The following is a 19,357-nucleotide window of genomic DNA, read 5'->3' as shown; positions in this document are numbered from 1 at the left end:
TTAAGCTTCTAAAATAAAATGCACTTTCACCAAACCTGTTCAGAGAAAGTGCTTTTAAAGCTTTATGCACTGCGTTTTAGACAGCGAAGCGATAAATGCTGAGCAATGCCAAGCAACAACTGTTCAGTTTTTACCCAGCCCAGACATCCATCAGTAACTGATTGACCATACACCATCTCTGCAGAAATTTTCTGGTTGCCATCCACCAAGTGACTTTCCAGCATTACGCCGCGAACATTGGTCTGCAGGCGTTCTGCGACGATTTGCTCCAGCACTTTAGCTTGCAGCATTGGATTTTTTGCACTGTTGCCATGACTACAGTCAATCACCAGTGCTGGCAATTCTGCTGAGTGTTTCGCTTTGATTTTCTCGATTTCTGAGCACTGGTAATTCGGCCCACTGTTTGAGCCACGTAAAATCAAATGTGCTTTAGGATTGCCCTGAGAGTTTAAAATACAGGGTAAACCGGACTGACTCATGCCTAGGAATTGATGCGGATGAGAGGCAGACTGGATTGCATCCAGAGCAATCTGGATTGAACCGTCAGTGCCGTTTTTGAAACCGATGCTGTAGGGCATGTGACTTGAGATTTCACGGTGAATTTGCGATTCACTGGTGCGTGCGCCAATGGCACCCCAAGCCAGTAGATCATCAAAATAAGCAGTTGCCATCGGACTTAAAATTTCAGATGCAATTGGCAAGCCCATTTCAATAATTTTAAGGTATAAAGCACGGGATTTTTCCAGGCCCAATTGCATATTGGAAGAACCATCGAGGTTCGGATCGTAAAGAAAACCTTTCCAGCCCACGGTCGTGCGTGGTTTTTCGATATAAGCACGCATGACCAGAAAAATTTGATCAGACACCTGAGCTTGTAGCTGTTTTAATTTTTCTGCATATTCTAAAGCCGAGGCTTCGTCATGAATGGAACACGGGCCTGTAACCACCATTAATCGATGATCCTTGCCTTCTAATATATTTTGAATGGTTTGACGTTGTTCAGCGACTTGATGAGCCAATTGCGCAGACAGGGGCAATTGCTGTTTCAGTTGCTGAGGTAAAGTTAAAATGGTTTCAGCGTGATGTTGTTGTGATGTATTTAAGGTATTCATGACTTTAATCCTGGGACTGGCAATCAGTCCAAACTTTTATTTGAGCGTTATGGGTCTAATTAACGAGGTCGAGAGTGTCATGAGCTGACTAAAGTAAGACCAATAAAAGTTGTTAAAATATGAATAGTTAAAGTTTGTCATGGCTGTCTCCAAAGTTTTGTAAAAATGATAAGCATAAAAAAACCTGATCAGGGTTGCCGATCAGGTATAAACTGGTGGGCAACCTGTTCATTGCCCAAACGCATTCAGGCAATTATCTAAACTGCCAGAAATAAAAATATGCGTTTGAAATGATAGGTTGCTTTAACATGTTATGTCTTTCATAAAATGTGAATCTAAAATTAAAATACGCGGTCTCTGCGCATTTGACAAGCATTAAATATAAAAAAATATTTATTAACTTTTCTACTTTTATTTATCAATTTACTGAATAGTGTTGAATATCGATAAAATTGGCAAAACCTGTAAATTTAATATAGGTCTTGCCAATCAAACTTGTTTCAATACACAGATTAAAAATTAGTGTGTAACGCGATTCCAGGCATCACGTACCGCATATTTCGCCTGTTCCCAGTTTAAACGCGATTGGCCCTTCATCTGTTCCCATTTTACTCTAAGCTCAGGTTCAACATCTTCAAAACGGGTATTGGCATCATAGCTGCCGCGGTTTTCATAACCGACCCGATACGCCGTATCATAATCACGGTCATAATCCAGATCGCTATAGGTGGTACGAGCCTCTGAATAGTATGGTGTATTAATGGAATTATCACGCCAATAAGCTTGTTCTTCTGTTGGGTTCATTGCTTCGCCGACACCCTTACCTGCCAGACCGCCGACCACTGCACCAACAACCCCACCCACAGCTGCACCTACAGGGCCACCTGCTGCACCAATGGCTACACCTGCCGCTGCGCCACCTGCAGCGCCTATACCTGTACCAACAGGGTGTGCGCCCGGTTCACCGGTAATTGGATCGGCATTTAAATCATCACGCACATCTTTAGGAGAGTTTTTTATTACATCACGATCAAAATTATCATTCGACATAGCGCTTATCCTTATTTTTTAAAATGGTTTAATCACGTATTTTGATACGCTCTATTTAATATAAGCATCTCGAATGTAATGACATTAGCAGGCTTGTGTTGTTTAAGTGATTCTCTGTGACGCTTTCATGCACTAATGTATCCTGAATTAAGTGAAACGCGCATAAAAAAGACCGGTATTAAACCAGTCTTTTCAAAATCAAACGCTCACTTATTCAAAATGAATAACGGTACGAATTGATTTGCCTTCATGCATCAGGTCAAAAGCATCATTGATCTGTTCAAGCGGCATGGTATGCGTCACAAAAGGTTCAAGTTGAATTTCACCTTTCATGGATTGTTCTACCATGCCTGGTAATTGTGAACGACCCTTCACTCCACCAAATGCAGTCCCCATCCATTTACGGCCTGTGACTAACTGGAATGGACGGGTGGAAATTTCTTTACCTGCTCCAGCGACTCCAATAATCACCGACTGACCCCAGCCACGGTGCGCACATTCAAGCGCTGAACGCATTACATCAACATTACCGATACATTCAAATGAATGGTCTACGCCCCAACCCGTCATTTCTACAATTACCTGCTGGATTGGCTGATCAAATTCTTTTGGATTTAAGAAATCTGTGGCACCAAACTGTTTTGCCAGTTCAAATTTATCCGGATTGGTATCTACCACAATAATACGACCTGCTTTGGCCTGACGTGCACCTTGTACCACAGCCAGACCGATACCGCCTAAACCGAATACTGCAACACTATCGCCTTCTTGGACTTTAGCCGTGTTATGCACCGCACCAATACCAGTGGTTACGCCACAGCCGAGCAGGCAGACATGCTCATGATTGGCTTCAGGATTGATTTTTGCCAGGGAAACTTCAGCAACCACGGTATATTCAGAAAAGGTTGAGCAGCCCATATAATGATAAATCGGCTCACCATTATAAGAAAAACGTGTGGTTCCATCCGGCATGACACCCTTACCTTGAGTTGCACGCACAGCCACACACAAGTTGGTTTTGCCAGATTGACAGAACAAGCATTCGCCACATTCAGCAGTATAAAGCGGAATTACGTGATCGCCCGGTTTCAGACTGGTGACACCTTCACCAACTTCGACCACCACACCTGCGCCTTCATGGCCTAAAATCGCCGGAAATACGCCTTCAGGATCTTCACCAGACAACGTGAATGCATCGGTATGACACACTCCGGTATGGCTAATTTTTACCAACACTTCACCTGCTTTGGGTGGAGCAACATCTACTTCCACGATCTTTAAGGGCTGACCTGGACCAAACGCAACCGCTGCACGTGATTTCATGTAAAACTATCCTTTTTTGCTGATTTACAGATGACTAACAGTAATCTCTTTCTATTCGGAGATTCAACTATTAACATCAGAAGATAAGGAATAAAAAATCCTATAATCAATGGAACATCAATGACTAACCCTTCACCTTTTGTTTGTTTGAACATTTTAACTTTGAGCATGATTCTTTCTGGCTGCGAACTGGCTGCAAATACTGCTGAACAAGCAGAAATCACGCCGGTTCGACCTGCGCACTGGATTGATAATCAAATTTCAAAACAGCAGATGAATGAAGGAAAAACCGCTTTTTTACCGCTCTATGATGGTTTTATGAGTATGGCCGCACGTTTGCACCTGATCAATAAAGCCCAATATCATCTGGATCTGCAATATTACATCTGGAAGGATGATTTTATCGGCAACATAATGCTGGCCCAGCTGTTAAAAGCCGCAGATCGCGGTGTCAAGGTGCGAGTGCAGATTGATGACCAAAATGGCACCCAGCTTGATGATAAACTGCTGGCCTTAAGCCAACATCCAAACTTTGAAGTGCGGATTTTTAATCCTTATAAATTCCGTCATTTACGTGCGCTGGATTATGGCTTTCGAATGAAACAGATCAATCATCGCATGCACAATAAACTGATCATTGCAGACGGTACCGCAGCTGTCACTGGTGGCCGCAATATCAGCAGTGAATACTTTGATGCCAGCGAAAATTTCCAGTTTACCGATGTCGATATTTTCTTTGCAGGTCAACCCGTCGAAAATGCCAATCAGACCTTCATCAATTTCTGGAATGATAAACTGAGTTATGATGTTCGGCAGACTCTGAATGATTCAGGTCATCCGGAAATGTTAAAAAGGCTAAGAGCTGATTTTGCGCGCGAAGAAGTGGATGAAACTGAATTAAAACGCCGAGTAGGTATTGCCGAAAAACAAGTTGCAGAGCACTTAAAGAAACAACCTATCTACTGGGCACCGGCTTATTTTGTCGCGGATACACCTGCAAAAGCACGTCCGCATGCAAAAAATGGCGATTATATTTACACCCATATGCTTGAACTGATGGGCGAGCCGAAAAATCATCTGGAACTGGTCTCCTCGTATTTTATTCCCACACAAAAAGGCACAGATTATTTAAGTATGCGTGCACAACAGGGTGTCAAAATTAGAATCCTGACCAATTCTTTTCAGGCCAATGATGTAGCTGTGGTACATGCTTATTATCAGCAATATCGTCAGCAGCTCTTGAAAAATGGCATCGAACTCTGGGAGTTTAAACCGTATATAGTCCGGCCAGAACGGACTTGGTATGAAATTATGACTGGTGACATCATCCCGGCCAAAAATAAAAACAGTTCGAGTCTACATGCCAAATTTTTTGATCTGGATGGTATGGTGTTTGTGGGTTCATTTAATTTTGATCCGCGTTCAGCTTATCTGAACACCGAAGTCGGTTTGGTGGTTAAATCGGAAGATTTTCAAAAGGAAATCTCTAATGCGATGAATCAATTTTTACCGCGCGTGGCCTATCAGCTCAAACTAAATGAAAAAGATGAAATAATCTGGTTAGAGCATCAAAAAGATGGCCGTACTATTCAGCATGTACATGACCCTGAAACCACAAAATTTCAGCGTTTTATGATGAATCTGGTGACAAAATTCCCCGGGGAATGGCTAATGTAATGACATTGTAATGACTTTGGTATTACACAACGTACAGAATCTATTTTCCGGGCATGGTAGCGTCAAGTCATCTGGCGCTATCATCGCTTAAAGGGTTTTACAGGCGATTAGCCTTGCTTTAAAATTCAACTTTTCCAATATTTTGCGATTTTTTCGCCCTCTACTCCCATGCAATTTTTTGATTTAAGCCGTCAGTTTAAATTCAGTGATATTCTGACGCCTGTAAAAACTCTCCATGATTTATCTCAGCAAGAATGGTATTTGGCCAAAATTCGGGTAGAACATGATTGTCTGTCTGAATCCGATATTATTCAGGGTCAAGTTGTTCTAAAATCCAGTGAAAATATACAGCTCGAGTTAGAGTGGTTGATTCACGATAGCGGTCATGATTTACAGGTATTATTCAAAGGTGTCGAAACTGAAGCGCTTGAAGAAACCTGCGTGATCTTAAAAGGCGCACAACTAGTCGATGAACAACAGCAATTGCTCTCTGCACAGGCGCTCAGTTTATGGATTGATGGGACGTTATTGCCGATGTTGCCAGAGATCCGTCAGGAAATTAAAACCCGTTTAAACCTGTGGGACTATGTGGAATATGATGGTTAATCGCCGAGTTTTCTATTTTTTAAAGAGCTCATGTGGCTCTTTTTTTATGATGTAAATAGCATTTTAGATTGATTAAATTGCCCTATCTTCAATTTTTTCAGACAATGCCAAGCTAAGTAAGTTGTTATAAAATTTATAAAAAATAATAAGAGAATCAAGACATGATTTCTGATAATGAATGGCATCAGATACGCCAAGTGGTCGCTGATGCACAACGGGCTGCCATGCATTGCTCTATTGCAACAGTCAATTGCAAAGGTTTTCCTAGTATTACTCCGATTGGAACCATATTTCTCAACAAAAAGACCAGTGCGGGTTTCTTTTTTGATACTTATTCCACTACTTTTTCTGAAAATTTACAGCATCAACCCATGGCCTGCATACAGGCCGTCAACAGTAGCAAACTGTTTTGGATTCATTCGTTGCTTAAAGGTAAATTTAAGCGTTATCCAGGAGTACGCTTATATGCAGAAATTGGCCCTTTACGTCCGGCCTCGCCAGAGGAAATACAGCAGGTGGAGTCTCGTATTCGAGCTTTAAAATGGACCAAAGGTAGCCAGTTAATCTGGTCCAGCTTTCATCATGTCCGGGAGATTAAAATCAATAGCTATCGCTGGGTCAAATATCCAAATATGTGAATGAATAAAGCTACTAACTTACAAATAGTAAGTTTATTTCTTATCTACAACCTAAAACCTCTTTAACCATTTTTTATCTGATTATTAGATTAAATATTAAACCAAACCCACATGCTCAAACATCATCCGGTAACTTTCGGCTTTTTTCTCCAGAGAAACCGGATATGCTCGAGAAGATGAAGGCATTCGATATAAATGCAGTTCGCGTCCTTCCAGGTTGGTTTGCGTCGGCTCTCCAATTTTGGGCTTTTCTGCATCTTCAGGCATAGACAGCATCATGGTATCGGTGGCTTTATCACCGGTGGTCATAATATAGGTACATTCTGGGATCTGTAGTAATAAATCCTTTAAATTGGTCGGTACCACAATTTCCAGAAACTTATCTGAAGCATTGCCCGTCAGCCGTCTGATCTGAGAGGCACTATCAAAAATCGCAATTCCAGTCTCCAATAGAAATTCACGGATCAATGATTCCTGAAATTTTTTATTCTCAATATCCAGAAAATAATCTTTATTTTGAAAGAAAATTAAACCAAAAATCCGCCACATATCGTTTTGATAATTTGGATAATAAAAATTCATTTTCCAGCGAGTTGCTGGTGGTGGAAAACTACCCAGCATCAGCAACTTGGCATTTGGCGGTAAAAAAGGCGGTAATGGATGCGTTTCAATATCAGACATAGAATTCCTTAAATTGAGAACTTTCAACTATTTTAGAGTGTTTGCCGAATCTTGCTAGCCACTTCTTGTCCCCAAAGTGTATAAACTTCCTTACTCGGATGAAAACCATCTGCAGCCATTTCTAAATTCATGGCACGATATTTTTCAATATCATATTCAATCCATTGCATGCTGTCTTGGCTTGCTACGAATTTCGCCAGTTGCTGATTCATTTTTTTGGCATATTGTCCAAATAACCAGGCCAAAGGATTTGGTAATGCCGGGAACATATTCATGGGTGGCACACCTGCTGCAATGACCAATTCAGGACTGAATTTTTGTTGAATCATGGCATATAGTTTTTTCTGTTTTTGAATCCAGATATCAGCCGGCATGAGCTTGGTTACATCATTTACACCAACCGAGCTAATGACCACATCAAAATGTTCTGTCTCCAGTTGTTCTATGGCACGAATCACTTTAGCTGTGCTATCCCCTGTTTTTGCATGCAATTTCCATTGAATTTTAAAGTCATGCTGCAAATCTTTTAAAATGTCGCCCAGCAATGCATCATCCTGATGCTCTACCCCAACGCCGGCAGCCGCAGAATCGCCGACAATCAGTATAGAAAGCGGCTGGCCTTGACCGCACGTTCCTTCACGTTCACCCTCCGGTTCTGGGAGTTGCACAGTGTTTTTTTTGACGCGATTGCCCTGAATTACCAATACTGGAATTAATGCAAGAGTCGATATTTTCAGCCACATAAATCTATACTTTAAATATAAAACAATGAATTAGAACTTTATTGTAGCCTGTCATGCTATGAGTTTTGATAAAACATCATGTAAATAATTGAATAAATATATAAAAATAATTGAAAGACAAATCTGTATTTACAATTGATAATAATTATCATTACTTTTTTAAACTAACAGGGGATGATTTGAAATACTTATACTTAAGCACACTCTTACTAAGCGCACTATCATTACATAGTTTGGCAGATTCACCTTCCTCAATGGAGCAAGCACCTTATGCTGCAGCGTGTGAAGCAGTTCAACCCAAAAGCGACCTGTTAAAAAGTTTACAGCAGCAATTAAAGCAGTCTCCTGAAAACCGAGCGGGATTAATCCAACAATTCTGGGAAAAAGTGCAAAATCAAACTACACCGATTATTGAGCCACTTGATCAGGATCATGTTCGACTGATTTTTTTATGGAAAGCAGCCAAACATAATGTGCGTCTGGTCGGTGGCCCGAGTAATGATCATGAATGGTTGACTCGCCTGCCCGATACCGATATCTGGTTTAAGGAAAATATTGTGAACCGTCGCTATATCGGCAGTTATAGTTTTGCAGTGGATTTACCAAATTTGGACGGTTATCTATCGAATTACTGTGCACATTTAAACCCAGAACTCAAAGAACCCCAGGCGCAGCGCCGTGCTGTATTGCAGGTATTACAACTTGATCCATTGAATCCAAAACGCTGGCTTAAAGAAAATACTGCCTCTAAACTGAGGAATGAAAATATTATCGCCCTGGATCAAGCCCCTCCCTTTATCGATCCTAAACGCTATCCAGATCATCCGCAGCCTGAACTAAAACGTTATCAGCTATCCAGCCAGTTTTTAAAAAATCAACGTCGTGTTGAAATCTATCAATCTAAAAAAACTGCACAACAATCTTATATCACGGCTATTTTCTTTGATGGAAATGAATATGCCCATTTGGTTGATGTGCCAAAAGTGCTGGATATTCTGGTGGAACAAGGCAAACTTCCACCGATTCAAGCGGTTTTTTTACATGCACCGAATAGTGAACTTCGTCCTAAAGAGCTGACACCAAACCCGAAATTTTCAGGTTTTTTTAATCAGGAATTTTTGCCTTGGCTCGATCAGAAAATTGTACGTGATAAGCAAAAAACAGTTCTTCTCGGTTCCAGTTTGGGAGGGCTGAGTGCAGCTTATCTTGCCTTGGAAAATCCACAGCACATTAGTCATGCTGTGCCTTTATCCGGCTCGTTCTGGTGGTCACCTGAACCACACTCAAAAATCAATGGTATGAATCAATTGATTCATAATTTAAAAAAACAGCCTCAACAGTATTTTCATATTTCAGCGAATCGTTATGAATCTTCGCGTACCAACAATGACTTAAGTATTCTGGAAACGTCACCCATCGTGGCACAAGCTTTAAAATCCAAAGGACATGAGGTCAGATATCAGGTTTATGAAGGCGCACATTCCTATGCAATTTGGCAGGTGATATTGCAAGACGCTTTGCTGTACTTCTTTGCAAATTCCAAAGAGTAGATAAAAAAATCCTGCATTTGCAGGATTTTTTTAATTCAGTTTTATTTTGTTTGAATATCATTCCAGCGATTTAAACGTTTAAATGTGCCCAGGTCATTAAAACGTACGCCCACTTCTTTCATCACTTTATGCGCCGTTTTCGAGGTCATTTGACGAATATAAAAAGGCTCTTTAACGACAAAGTGATGAATCGCATGCGTGGCCCCAAAGTTGCAGCAGAACAACTGAAATGGCATCATCCACCAAGGCGTCAGTACTTGCGTTTGCTTGATGACATCTCTTGGATCAATATCGCCATAATAATGCATATTCGAGCTGACAAATTGCAGGCTAAATGAACGGATAAAATTGGGCATCAGCCAGATGACTGCAATAAAATTAATGATTGGCATTGCTTCGATTACGACTTGCGACCAGCGCATCTCATAGCCAAATAAAGGCACGATTGCATTTGAAACATGGAACACGACAAATAAATAAAATAAGCCATAATAAAGAATGCTTAATGGCACAAAGCCCAATAGCTGGGAAATCATGGCAATTTTACGTTCTTTTTCAGGCTGTTTTTCCAGAAAAAGATGGATCATTTTAAACATCTGGAAAGGACGCAGATAAACCGACATCAATTGATCACTGATGATCAAAACCCGGCGAATTCCCCAGGGCATACCATTGCTGATTCCACGTTCTTCCAGATCATGTTCAGTTCCAGAATATTTATGATGATGCAGGTGTAAACGACGACGTGCCCACGGACTAATGGTATTTGGACGCGCCAACCACACCAAAGCCAGCATCAAGTGATGTGCCCAGGGCGTTTTTTTGAAATACATATAATGAATTAAGTCATGCTCTAATTCATGCGTCAGTGAAGCAAAAATTGCAATTAAAGGAATCGTCAGCCATACAGAAAGATAGCCATAGGCATAGGCCAATGCGCATAAAACCATACCGATCCAGGCAAAACCGAGAATACTGGCACCAATAAAATTTTGATGTTTCAATATTGGATAACGGTTACGTAAATCTTCACCTGCCTGTGTCACCACAGTTCTAACTTTGGAGATACGCTGCTGGTCTGTCATCTCTGAAGATGTAGACATATAGAGAACCTTTAATTTCTGGACAGTTGCACATTAAAGGAAATTAAAAAAAAGAGAAGTGATCTTTTGACTGTCCGAGCGAGTATGTCCAAGTTTTGGACAATTTTGGCACTTTTTCTAAGATGAATAAAAATACAGGGAGGTCATGCGTAATTTTTTATGAGATTCAGTCTCTAAAAAATCTGTTTTTTAACAGAAATTTATCTCTATATTAATTAAACTTGGTTTGCTTTGAAATAATAAATATTTCATTATTAAAAGCTTATCAAACTACCTGATCCTGATTAATCGAATTAACGAGCTTTGTTTTCTTTACACAGGATAGTGCATGTATTTGGCACATTTTTATCTGTAACTTTGATAACGCCAGCATTAGCGTTGACTTTGCAAAGCAATTTTTTCAAGTGAAATTACCAGCAAAAAAATTTCTGAAGTTCTAGAAAAGTAAAAAGCCCCTTATGGAGCTTTTAGATTTTAAATCTTAGCCTAATTTATTCACCAATTTCAGCGGCAATATTTTCATCGCCAGACCCAATGGCAGCCATGGCCATTTTGGCACATAAGCCTTTACTGGCACTTTTTCAATTTCAGCAGCAAGTAAACGCGATCCGGTTTTTTCATCCACTTCAAATGGCAGTTTCTTGGCGCCTTCATTAAGTTCGGTACGAATATAGCCCGGGAAAATTGTGGTGACTTTGATTGGCGTATCAATCAGTTCGGCACGAATCCCTTCGGCCAGATGTGCAACACCTGCTTTACTTGCACCATAAGCGGTTAAATGTTTAGGCATACCGCGCATGGCACTCATTGAAGAAATCATGACCAGATGGCCTGAATTTTGCGCCCGGAAAATCTCTACTGCTGCTTCACATTGCGCCAAGGCCGAAATAAAATTGGTTTCAACTGTGGCCTTATTAATGGCAAAGTTTCCCTTGCCAATACGACGGCCTTCACCAACTCCGGCATTGACAATCACCCGGTCAATCGTGCCAAAATCTTGTTTAAAAGCACGAAATACGTCAAAGACCTGATCATAATTAGTGACATCTAAAGTTTTAGCAATTACTTGAATGCCGTATTGACTCTCCAACTCTTGTTTAAGTATTTCCAAACGATCCAGGCGACGCGCGCAGATGGCCAGGTTATAGCCTTTCTGAGCAAATTCGCGTGCCATACCTGCACCAATTCCTGAACTTGCACCAGTAATTAAAATTGTTTTTGCCATGTGTTTTACCTTATTCCTTTATTTTTCTAAGCGATCAGATTTGCGGTACAGATTTAAATCCAGGTCAATAAATCCGGACGTTGCGCTTTAATATAATGATGTTCATTTAGGCTTAATAGCTGGGGTTGGTTGCCTACCAGACGTAGCGTGGTCATGCTGGTATTGGTAATTGCCCAGTTTAGAGCAAAGGTTTTATTCGGAGACAAACCGAGAATTTTGCCCGCAGCAACCGAAATGACCCCGCCCGACGTAAACACTACAGCATAGCGCGGTTTCTTTTCAGCCAGATCATCACACAAATGCTGCAATGCCGTTTCCACCCGCTGTTTGAAATCCGGCCAGGATTCTTCATATTCATGGTGATAGTCACCGCCAGTCCAGCGCTCAATTGCACCTTCAAAAATTTTACTTAAATAGGCGCGTGGATTGGCATGCTGCGATACATCTTCTTTCAACAGTTCAGGTTGATTAAAGCGTGGCTCATATTGAGCAAAGACTTGTTGATGATTAAATTCGTTCCAGGCTGAATCTGTAACTGGCTCACTTTCAGGAAAACATTCAGCCAAGGCCAATTGCGCCGTTTGTTGATGACGCTGCATGGAGCCTGCCACCACATAAGGTGCTTCTTTTAAAATTTCATCAAAATAGCGGCCCAATAATTTGGCTTGTAATTCACCATTTGGAGAAAGTTTGTCATAGCTTTCTGCACCGAAAGACGCCTGTCCATGGCGGATTAAATAAATCGTCGTCATTTCGGCATGAACTCCTTAAATTTGGTCATATATTTCTGTGCAATATCATTGGCCTCAATTTTCTGGCGGCCAATCAGTTTTAAGGCACGAATATGCAAGGCATGAATCACAATCCAGAAATCCTTAAATGCTGGATTATTGGTCTGTTTATGATAATAGCGATAATAAATTTGCTGCGCGATCACCGCTAAACGGAAAATTCCAAAGACTTCATAGAAGGTCCAGTTTTCAGGGGTTAATCCGGTTTTTTCCAGATAATAATCCACCACTTCTTTACGGCTAAACATGCCTTTTAAGTTGGTGGGTTGACGACGTGTGGCTTTAAAAATTGCATTATCCGTATCTTCAACCCAGTAAGCCAAAGCTGAACCCAGATCCATCAATGGATCACCGAGTGTCGCCATTTCCCAATCCAGAACGCCAATGACTTGAGTCGGATCGTTTGGATCTAAAATGACATTATCAAAACGCCAGTCATTGTGAATCAGACAGGTTTTAGCATCCACTGGGGTATTGTCTTTAAGCCACTGACGGACATATCTGAAAGATGGCACATTCAAGGTCTTGGCTTTGGCATAACGTGCATCCCAACCATCTACCTGACGATAACAATAGCCCTCGCCTTTGCCTAATTTCTCCAGTTCAGTACCCACATAAGGCACCTGATGCAACTCAATCAGCTTATCAATGACGTTAATACACAGTTCACGTACCTGAGCTTCATTAAAATTCAGTTCTCTGGGTAAATTGGCGCGTGGAATAATGCCTTCAATGCGTTTCATCACATAGAAGTCGCAGCCAATCACGGATTCATCCTGACAAAGTGCCACCATTTCTGGTAATACCGGATAAAACTCGGAAAGTGCGTGCTGAACCTTAAATTCACGGGCCATGTCGTGGGCAGATTTGGCTTTGGTACCTTTGGGTGGACGACGCAGGATTAAATCGGCATTGTCATATTTCAGACGATAAGTCCAGTTCGATGCGCCACCCGAATATTGAGTAACTTCGACCGGGCCTTCAAGTTGAACGCCCTGCCCAATCAGCCAGTTTCCTACAGCCTGAACATCCAGTTCCTCACCTGCACGAACCGATCCACCGACATCAATAACTGCCATAATTTTTCCTTCAATTCTTTTTCAAATGTCTTCAAACTTTATATCGTGTTTAAGCTTATTTTTTATGGCGTGTACTGTAACCGCGTTTAGCCAGTTCCAGTTTTGCGATCATACCTTTATGCACTTCATCTGGTCCATCCGCCAAACGTAGGGCACGTGCCTGAGCAAAGAATCCGGTGAGTGGCGTATCACGGGAGACACCAGCACCACCGTGAATTTGTATGGCCATGTCTACTACTTTTTCTAATACGCTTGGCGCAACCACTTTAATGGCCGAGATTTCAGTCAAAGCCGCCATATTCCCTAAAGTATCCATTTTATAGGCTGCATACAAGGTTAAAAGACGTGCTTGATCAATCGCGACCCGTGCTTCAGCAACACGTTCCAGATTGCCTCCCAGTTTTAAAATTTCTTTACCAAAGGCAGTCCGGCTCATACCGCGGTCAATCATCAGCTCCAAAGATTTTTCCGCAGCGCCGATACAACGCATACAGTGGTGAATACGGCCTGGCCCGAGACGACCTTGAGCAATTTCAAAGCCTTGACCGGCACCACCAATAAAACTGGCAACTGGAACGCGGACATTTTCAAAACTGACTTCACCATGACCATGCGGTGCATCATAGTCGCCAAATACCGGTAACATTCTTTCGATTTTCACACCCGCCGTATCGACAGGAACCAGAACCATGGAATGCTGATGATGACGGTCTTTGCTTTCATCTGGCGTATGCGCCATAAAAATAATGACTTTGGCATTAGGATCGCCCAGACCTGATGACCACCATTTACGGCCATTCAGAACAATTTCATCGCCTTCGATGACCGCCGTTGCTTGCATATTGGTCGCGTCACTAGAAGCCACCGCCGGTTCAGTCATACAAAATACAGAACGGATTTTGCCTTCAAGTAATGGCAAAAGCCATTGCTGTTTCTGTTCTTCAGAGCCATAACGCCAGAGGACTTCCATATTGCCGCTGTCTGGCGCATTACAGTTAAATACGGTCGGTGCAATCAGGCTACGGCCCGAAAGCTCGGCAATATGAGCATATTCATTGACTGATAAACCTTGGCCCAGTTCAGGACATGGCAGAAACATATTCCACAGCCCTGCTGCTTTGGCTTTGGCTTTTAAAGTTTCCAGTTCAGTCGGCCATTGCCATTTGGTCCAGTCACTGCCTTGATTTAACTCATGCACTTGCTGCCAAAAATCGGCTTCAACAGCTTCGATTTCATCTTTAATAAATTTTTTAGTTCGTTCAACATAGTCTTGCGCGCGTGCGGATAACTCAAACATGGCTATTTCCCTCTGGATATTTTGTATTCTGCTTTACAAGACCTTAACTTAAAAACTATTATGAATAAAATGATTTTAATCCATAGCTCATCATGCATAGCATTCATAATAAAACACTGATGGATATGAGTGTTTTCCATCGTATAGATATCAATTTATATCCACTTTTTGTCGCTATTTTTGAACAGAACAGTATTTCTAAAGCAGCACAGCGATTATGTATCACCCAATCTGCTGCTAGTCACGCTTTGCAGCGGCTCAGAAATCAGTTGCAGGATGATCTGTTCGTACGTTTTGGTGCAAAAATGCAACCCACGCCGTTTGCTGAACAGATTTATCCCGCCATTAAAAATGCCCTGATGACGATTCAAAGTATTTCTATTCAGCATCAACAATTTCAACCAAATATGGTGCAAAGTTTAAAAATTGCCGTACATGATGAAATTGAACCAATGATTTTTCCAAAGTTGGTGGCACATTTTCAGAAAATGAATCTGGATATTCAGTTTAGTAGCATCAAGCTGGATCGTAAAAATATCAGTGCTGACCTGGCGGCGCAGCAGGTCGATTTTGTCATGGATCTTGAGCAAAAACTGGGAGATAAAATTCAGTTTGAACCCTTAGTACAAGATGAATTTGTCGTCTGTACGCAGCAAAATAAAATTTCAGAACAATCCTATCTTTCCTCCCCACATATAGGCGTATCATCTCGCCGTACAGGTATCTTAATTGAAGATCTGTATTTGAGCCGTAAGCAGCTTTCAAGACAGATTTTTTTACGCTGTCAGCATTATTCAACTGCGTTGCAAATTTTGGAGCAATATCCCCAAGCGATGTTGACTATGCCACGCAATATCTTAGAACATTTACAGATAGCCAAAATTCTGAATTTTTTTGAAGTGCCTGTGCAACTGCCTAAGATTAATATGGGAATGTATTGGCACAAAGATTTACAGGAAAATAAGAGACATCAATTTTTGCGAAGCGAAATTAATAACATTTTTACTTAGGCTATTTTAAGTGGATATTAATTTTGCTTAGGCTATTCTAATGGTTGGTATTGTAGCCTGAAATGTCAGGCTCAACCTAAATCTCTTAGGCTATTTATAAATACAAAATGAAACACTGACTGTTTAGCTTTTGAACTCTAGTGCTTGGGGCTTTCCTCTACAATCATGCATCTGCTTGCTGTTGTTCTTCTGCAGCTTCTTTTGATGATCTGGATTTTAGCTTGTTGCCTCTTTCTCCCACCTGGCAAATTGTGCTGGGTTTATTTGCCTTATGCTTTTCCTATTATTTGCTGCACAAACTCACCATTTACCTCAAGGATATATTTCGTCCCTTTAAAAAAGGACAGAAATACTGGTGTCGTGTTAAGGCGGTTAGCGATGGGGATACCCTCACCTGCTACCGTTTCAATATTAGACGTTCTGAAACCAGACTACGTTTTGCCTATGTGGATGCGCCAGAATCCAGCCAAAGCTATGGCAAAGAGTCACAGCGTCTAGTTAAAAGCATGGTGAAAAACAAAATAGTTCGCGTGAAAATTACAGATATTGACCGTTATGGTCGCTGCGTCGGCGTCGTTTACCGCTATCGTAAAAATATCAATGAAGAAATCGTGAAACGCGGCGCAGCATGGGTCTACGAAGATTATATTAAAGATAAAAACCATTTACGCTATATGCTGGACTTGCAAAACAAAGCCAAAAAACAGAAAAAAGGACTCTGGAAAAGTAGCCGACCTGTACGCCCAAGTGTGTATCGAAAACAGGTAAAATCCTAATCTTTGCTGATTTCTCTTCGCTATTAAAAAGTGATCCGGCTCGCCAGATCACTTTTTAATTTTTAAATTAATACGCCAGATGGACAAAAAACCTGAATGCGCCTGCAATTAAAGCCAGAGTAACGAAGCCTAAAATCCATAGGCCCACAAACCATAATATCTGCTTCCCTTTCATTGTTGCTCCTTAATGATAGCCATCATCCCCGACCCGCACTTTATGGCGGAATACCCAGTACGACACGCCGGTATAAATCAGAATGATTGGAATAAGTAATAAAGCACCAATTAAGGTAAATAATTGACTACTTTCTGGCGCTGCCGCCTCCCAGATGGTCACTGACGGTGGAATGATATAAGGCCAGAGACTGATCAGAAATCCGGTATAGGCCAGAAAAACCAGCACCAGCATGTACATGAATGGGCTAAGTTCCTTACGTTGTTTGCAGGCACGTAAAGCCAGCCAGGTAAATAACAGGACTAAGATCGGCACGGGCATGAGATACATAAATTGTGGCTGACTAAACCAGCGTTCCGCAATCTGCGGATGAGTCAGCGGCGTATAAATACTGACAGCGCCCAGGATAATCAATAAGGCGATAATCATTTTTGGCATTAGCTGATACATACGGTCTTGTAACTGATCGGCCGTTCTAAAAATCAGCCAGCCACAGCCTAAGGCAGCATACAGCACCATGACACTCAGACCGGTAAACAGGCTAAATGGTGTCAACCAGTCCAGCCCGCCGCCCGCATAAATGCCATTTCGGGTTTCAATTCCCTGAATATAAGCGCCTAAAATCACCCCTTGCAGGAAGCTGGTCAGCGCAGAACCACCAATAAAGGCTTTGTCCCACCAATGTTTACTGCGATTGGCCTTAAAACGGAATTCAAAAGCAACACCACGGAAGATCAGCGCAATCACCATCAGGATGATCGGCATATACAGTGCAGATAATACGGTGGAATAGACCAGCGGAAATGCTGCAAATAAACCTGCGCCACCCAATACCATCCAGGTTTCATTGCCATCCCAGACAGGCGCAACAGTATTCATCATCACATCACGGTCATCCTGATGCGGAAAAAACGGAAATAGAATGCCAATGCCCAGATCAAAACCATCCAGAATGACATAGATCAGGACACCAACGGCGATGATCACCACCCAAATCAATGACAAATCAATCATTTTTTATTCTCCTGATCTGCATTATCGGCCCCATCCTCAATACTCTCGCGAATACTGCTCAATGGCCGGCGAGATGCCTGAATCACGTCACTATCAATTTCATGTGGGGGTGTAGAATGAATAAATTCCGGGCCTTTGTGCATGAGTCGCAACATATAATAAATACCGGCGCCAAAGACCACACAGTAGACCACGACAAAGATAATCAGGGTCAAGCCTACCTGCTCTGCCGATACCGGCGATAGGGCATCTTTGGTACGCATGATGCCATACACCACCCAGGGTTGACGGCCAACCTCCGTCGTAAACCACCCAGCCAACATGGCAATAAAACCGGAAGGCCCCATAATCAGGGCAAACCGATGTAATCCTCGGGATTCATAAAAGCGACCTTTTTTACGTGACCATGCCCCCCAGATTGCCAGCAGTAGCATCAACATTCCTAGCCCGACCATGATCCGAAAACTCCAGAACACGATTGCCGAATTAGGACGGTCTTCAGGTACAAAATCCTTTAAGCCGGTGACAGTACCGTCCATGGAATGTGTCAGGATCAAGCTGCCCAGATTAGGAATGGCGATGGCATATTTGGTTTCCTCAGCCTGCATATCTGGCAGTCCAAACAGATATAAAGGCATGCCGCCATCATGATTGGTTTCCCAATGACCTTCCATTGCCGCCAGTTTGGCGGGTTGATGTTCAAGCGTATTTAGACCATGTACATCACCCACCAAAACCTGTAGCGGCGCAAGTGCCAGAATCAGCCACATTGCCATGGAAAATGAAGTTTTGACCAAGGCATCACGACGGCCCTGAATAAGATGCCAGGCTGCTGTGGCTGCCACCAGCAATGCAGAAACCAAAAAGGCAGCAATGGCCATATGCGCCAAACGGTAGGGAAATGACGGGTTAAATACGATGGCGAGCCAGTCTTTGGGGACAAACAGACCATTTTCGATGGCAAAGCCTTGCGGCGTTTGCATCCAGCTATTGGAGGATAAAATCCAGAACATCGAGATACAGGTGCCTACCGCGACCATCAAGGTCGAGAAAAAGTGTGCACGTGGCCCCACCCGTCCCCAGCCGAAGAGCATAATTCCCAAAAAGCCCGCTTCCAGAAAAAAGGCGGTAAGAACTTCATAGGCCAGTAATGGGCCAGTCACGCCACCTGCAATCCGGGAGAATTCACTCCAGTTGGTGCCGAACTGATAGCTCATGACCACGCCAGAGACCACGCCCATCCCAAATGCTACAGCGAAGATTTTCACCCAAAACTTAAACAGATCCCGATAAATCGGGTCTTGGGTTTTGAGCCAGCGCCATTCCAGAATCGCCAAAAAGCTGGCCAATCCGATTGAGATTGCAGGAAAAATAATATGAAAAGAGACAGTAAAGGCGAATTGTATTCGCGCTAACTCTAATGCGGTTAAACCCAGGGTCATACATTTCACCTATATATAATTATTTGTAGGAGCCTTGCTTAGATTTATTAGTGAAGTGTTTTTTC

General features: G+C 42.1%; 19 protein-coding genes. 6 read left to right on the top strand and 13 right to left on the bottom strand.

All coding sequences use genetic code 11. The features are described 5' to 3' along the window. Nucleotides 1-62 precede the first annotated feature (62 nt). The 3 genes from FTU95_RS05650 to FTU95_RS05640 all read right to left on the bottom strand — a co-directional run bounded on the left by FTU95_RS05650 (nt 63) and on the right by FTU95_RS05640 (nt 3,485). A complete protein-coding gene (locus FTU95_RS05650) occupies nt 63-1,112 on the bottom strand; it encodes a 3-deoxy-7-phosphoheptulonate synthase (protein WP_074382738.1) in 1,050 nt (349 codons plus the stop codon). A gap of 519 nt (nt 1,113-1,631) precedes the next feature. Then, on the bottom strand, nt 1,632-2,162 hold the full coding sequence (locus tag FTU95_RS05645; RefSeq protein ID WP_180077811.1) for a glycine zipper domain-containing protein: 531 nt from the start codon (nt 2,160-2,162) through the stop codon (nt 1,632-1,634). Between the two features lie 210 nt (nt 2,163-2,372). Continuing rightward, nucleotides 2,373-3,485, bottom strand: coding sequence for an S-(hydroxymethyl)glutathione dehydrogenase/class III alcohol dehydrogenase (locus FTU95_RS05640; protein WP_159515735.1), 1,113 nt, complete (start codon nt 3,483-3,485; stop codon nt 2,373-2,375). Nucleotides 3,486-3,605: 120 nt separating this feature from the next. Between FTU95_RS05640 and FTU95_RS05635 the strand changes: the two genes are divergently transcribed. The 3 genes from FTU95_RS05635 to FTU95_RS05625 all read left to right on the top strand — a co-directional run bounded on the left by FTU95_RS05635 (nt 3,606) and on the right by FTU95_RS05625 (nt 6,406). Beyond that, nucleotides 3,606-5,162, top strand: coding sequence for a phospholipase D family protein (locus FTU95_RS05635; RefSeq protein WP_180077809.1), 1,557 nt, complete (start codon nt 3,606-3,608; stop codon nt 5,160-5,162). Nucleotides 5,163-5,330: 168 nt separating this feature from the next. Beyond that, a complete protein-coding gene (locus tag FTU95_RS05630; RefSeq protein WP_005097007.1) occupies nt 5,331-5,768 on the top strand; it encodes a hypothetical protein in 438 nt (145 codons plus the stop codon). A 161-nt stretch (nt 5,769-5,929) separates the two neighbouring features. Next, on the top strand, nt 5,930-6,406 hold the full coding sequence (locus tag FTU95_RS05625; RefSeq protein ID WP_005097009.1) for a hypothetical protein: 477 nt from the start codon (nt 5,930-5,932) through the stop codon (nt 6,404-6,406). Nucleotides 6,407-6,502: 96 nt separating this feature from the next. Here the strand turns inward: FTU95_RS05625 and FTU95_RS05620 are convergent, their stop codons facing one another. Together FTU95_RS05620 and FTU95_RS05615 are read right to left on the bottom strand one after the other, a co-directional pair. Continuing rightward, nucleotides 6,503-7,087 (bottom strand): uracil-DNA glycosylase family protein, encoded by a 585-nt coding sequence (locus tag FTU95_RS05620; protein ID WP_005097010.1) that lies wholly within the window; start codon nt 7,085-7,087, stop codon nt 6,503-6,505. A gap of 32 nt (nt 7,088-7,119) precedes the next feature. After that, nucleotides 7,120-7,830 carry an SGNH/GDSL hydrolase family protein gene (locus FTU95_RS05615; protein WP_180077807.1) on the bottom strand — a complete coding sequence of 237 codons (711 nt, stop codon included), beginning with the start codon at nt 7,828-7,830 and terminating at the stop codon, nt 7,120-7,122. Between the two features lie 254 nt (nt 7,831-8,084). On the opposite strand from FTU95_RS05615, the gene FTU95_RS05610 reads away from it, so the two are divergent. Further along, entirely contained in the window at nt 8,085-9,380 is a 1,296-nt protein-coding gene (locus FTU95_RS05610) for an alpha/beta hydrolase-fold protein (protein ID WP_100357645.1), read from the top strand. Between the two features lie 41 nt (nt 9,381-9,421). Here FTU95_RS05610 and FTU95_RS05605 read toward each other — a convergent pair whose 3' ends face one another. The 5 genes from FTU95_RS05605 to FTU95_RS05585 form a co-directional block, all read right to left on the bottom strand. Continuing rightward, nucleotides 9,422-10,483, bottom strand: a complete 1,062-nt coding sequence (locus tag FTU95_RS05605; RefSeq protein WP_180077805.1) for a fatty acid desaturase — start codon at nt 10,481-10,483, stop codon at nt 9,422-9,424. Between the two features lie 481 nt (nt 10,484-10,964). Beyond that, nucleotides 10,965-11,708, bottom strand: coding sequence for an SDR family oxidoreductase (locus FTU95_RS05600; RefSeq protein ID WP_100354797.1), 744 nt, complete (start codon nt 11,706-11,708; stop codon nt 10,965-10,967). A gap of 53 nt (nt 11,709-11,761) precedes the next feature. Continuing rightward, complete coding sequence (locus tag FTU95_RS05595) at nt 11,762-12,460, bottom strand: histidine phosphatase family protein (protein WP_074382732.1); 699 nt, start codon at nt 12,458-12,460, stop codon at nt 11,762-11,764. Next, on the bottom strand, nt 12,457-13,578 hold the full coding sequence (locus FTU95_RS05590) for a phosphotransferase family protein (RefSeq protein ID WP_180077803.1): 1,122 nt from the start codon (nt 13,576-13,578) through the stop codon (nt 12,457-12,459). The genes FTU95_RS05595 and FTU95_RS05590 overlap by 4 nt, the downstream gene beginning before the upstream one ends. Nucleotides 13,579-13,633: 55 nt before the next feature. Further along, the gene (locus FTU95_RS05585; RefSeq protein ID WP_005097018.1) at nt 13,634-14,875 is read right to left on the bottom strand and encodes an acyl-CoA dehydrogenase family protein; all 1,242 of its coding nucleotides are present in this window, start codon (nt 14,873-14,875) and stop codon (nt 13,634-13,636) included. A 92-nt stretch (nt 14,876-14,967) separates the two neighbouring features. On the opposite strand from FTU95_RS05585, the gene FTU95_RS05580 reads away from it, so the two are divergent. Together FTU95_RS05580 and FTU95_RS05575 are read left to right on the top strand one after the other, a co-directional pair. Further along, the gene (locus tag FTU95_RS05580; RefSeq protein ID WP_074382731.1) at nt 14,968-15,885 is read left to right on the top strand and encodes a LysR family transcriptional regulator; all 918 of its coding nucleotides are present in this window, start codon (nt 14,968-14,970) and stop codon (nt 15,883-15,885) included. Between the two features lie 221 nt (nt 15,886-16,106). Then, the gene (locus tag FTU95_RS05575) at nt 16,107-16,661 is read left to right on the top strand and encodes a thermonuclease family protein (RefSeq protein ID WP_005170726.1); all 555 of its coding nucleotides are present in this window, start codon (nt 16,107-16,109) and stop codon (nt 16,659-16,661) included. Between the two features lie 67 nt (nt 16,662-16,728). Here FTU95_RS05575 and FTU95_RS05570 read toward each other — a convergent pair whose 3' ends face one another. From FTU95_RS05570 to FTU95_RS05560, 3 genes are read right to left on the bottom strand one after another with little or no spacing between them, the layout of a single operon-like run. Continuing rightward, nucleotides 16,729-16,836: a DUF2474 domain-containing protein gene (locus FTU95_RS05570; RefSeq protein ID WP_100328576.1), complete on the bottom strand. Its 108-nt coding sequence runs from the start codon at nt 16,834-16,836 to the stop codon at nt 16,729-16,731. Between the two features lie 9 nt (nt 16,837-16,845). Beyond that, nucleotides 16,846-17,850 carry a cytochrome d ubiquinol oxidase subunit II gene (gene cydB / locus FTU95_RS05565; RefSeq protein ID WP_005097023.1) on the bottom strand — a complete coding sequence of 335 codons (1,005 nt, stop codon included), beginning with the start codon at nt 17,848-17,850 and terminating at the stop codon, nt 16,846-16,848. Beyond that, nucleotides 17,847-19,292 (bottom strand): cytochrome ubiquinol oxidase subunit I, encoded by a 1,446-nt coding sequence (locus FTU95_RS05560; RefSeq protein WP_180077801.1) that lies wholly within the window; start codon nt 19,290-19,292, stop codon nt 17,847-17,849. Before FTU95_RS05560 ends, cydB begins: the two co-directional genes overlap by 4 nt. Between the last annotated feature and the right edge of the window lie 65 nt (nt 19,293-19,357).

The organism is Acinetobacter sp. YH12208 (assembly GCF_013418055.1).
GTDB classification, from domain to species: Bacteria; Pseudomonadota; Gammaproteobacteria; order Pseudomonadales; family Moraxellaceae; genus Acinetobacter; species Acinetobacter pseudolwoffii.
Note: the sequence above shows the minus strand (reverse complement) of the source record. Positions and strands in the feature narration are given on the sequence as shown.

Bases quoted from the DNA above. Each gene is read 5' to 3' on its own strand.
- FTU95_RS05650 (WP_074382738.1), bottom strand. From the start codon at position 1,112: ATGAATACCTTAAATACATCACAACAACATCACGCTGAAACCATTTTA.
- FTU95_RS05645 (WP_180077811.1), bottom strand. From the start codon at position 2,162: ATGTCGAATGATAATTTTGATCGTGATGTAATAAAAAACTCTCCTAAA.
- FTU95_RS05640 (WP_159515735.1), bottom strand. From the start codon at position 3,485: ATGAAATCACGTGCAGCGGTTGCGTTTGGTCCAGGTCAGCCCTTAAAG.
- FTU95_RS05635 (WP_180077809.1), top strand. From the start codon at position 3,606: ATGACTAACCCTTCACCTTTTGTTTGTTTGAACATTTTAACTTTGAGC.
- FTU95_RS05630 (WP_005097007.1), top strand. From the start codon at position 5,331: ATGCAATTTTTTGATTTAAGCCGTCAGTTTAAATTCAGTGATATTCTG.
- FTU95_RS05625 (WP_005097009.1), top strand. From the start codon at position 5,930: ATGATTTCTGATAATGAATGGCATCAGATACGCCAAGTGGTCGCTGAT.
- FTU95_RS05620 (WP_005097010.1), bottom strand. From the start codon at position 7,087: ATGTCTGATATTGAAACGCATCCATTACCGCCTTTTTTACCGCCAAAT.
- FTU95_RS05615 (WP_180077807.1), bottom strand. From the start codon at position 7,830: ATGTGGCTGAAAATATCGACTCTTGCATTAATTCCAGTATTGGTAATT.
- FTU95_RS05610 (WP_100357645.1), top strand. From the start codon at position 8,085: ATGGAGCAAGCACCTTATGCTGCAGCGTGTGAAGCAGTTCAACCCAAA.
- FTU95_RS05605 (WP_180077805.1), bottom strand. From the start codon at position 10,483: ATGTCTACATCTTCAGAGATGACAGACCAGCAGCGTATCTCCAAAGTT.
- FTU95_RS05600 (WP_100354797.1), bottom strand. From the start codon at position 11,708: ATGGCAAAAACAATTTTAATTACTGGTGCAAGTTCAGGAATTGGTGCA.
- FTU95_RS05595 (WP_074382732.1), bottom strand. From the start codon at position 12,460: ATGACGACGATTTATTTAATCCGCCATGGACAGGCGTCTTTCGGTGCA.
- FTU95_RS05590 (WP_180077803.1), bottom strand. From the start codon at position 13,578: ATGGCAGTTATTGATGTCGGTGGATCGGTTCGTGCAGGTGAGGAACTG.
- FTU95_RS05585 (WP_005097018.1), bottom strand. From the start codon at position 14,875: ATGTTTGAGTTATCCGCACGCGCGCAAGACTATGTTGAACGAACTAAA.
- FTU95_RS05580 (WP_074382731.1), top strand. From the start codon at position 14,968: ATGCATAGCATTCATAATAAAACACTGATGGATATGAGTGTTTTCCAT.
- FTU95_RS05570 (WP_100328576.1), bottom strand. From the start codon at position 16,836: ATGAAAGGGAAGCAGATATTATGGTTTGTGGGCCTATGGATTTTAGGC.
- cydB (WP_005097023.1), bottom strand. From the start codon at position 17,850: ATGATTGATTTGTCATTGATTTGGGTGGTGATCATCGCCGTTGGTGTC.
- FTU95_RS05560 (WP_180077801.1), bottom strand. From the start codon at position 19,292: ATGACCCTGGGTTTAACCGCATTAGAGTTAGCGCGAATACAATTCGCC.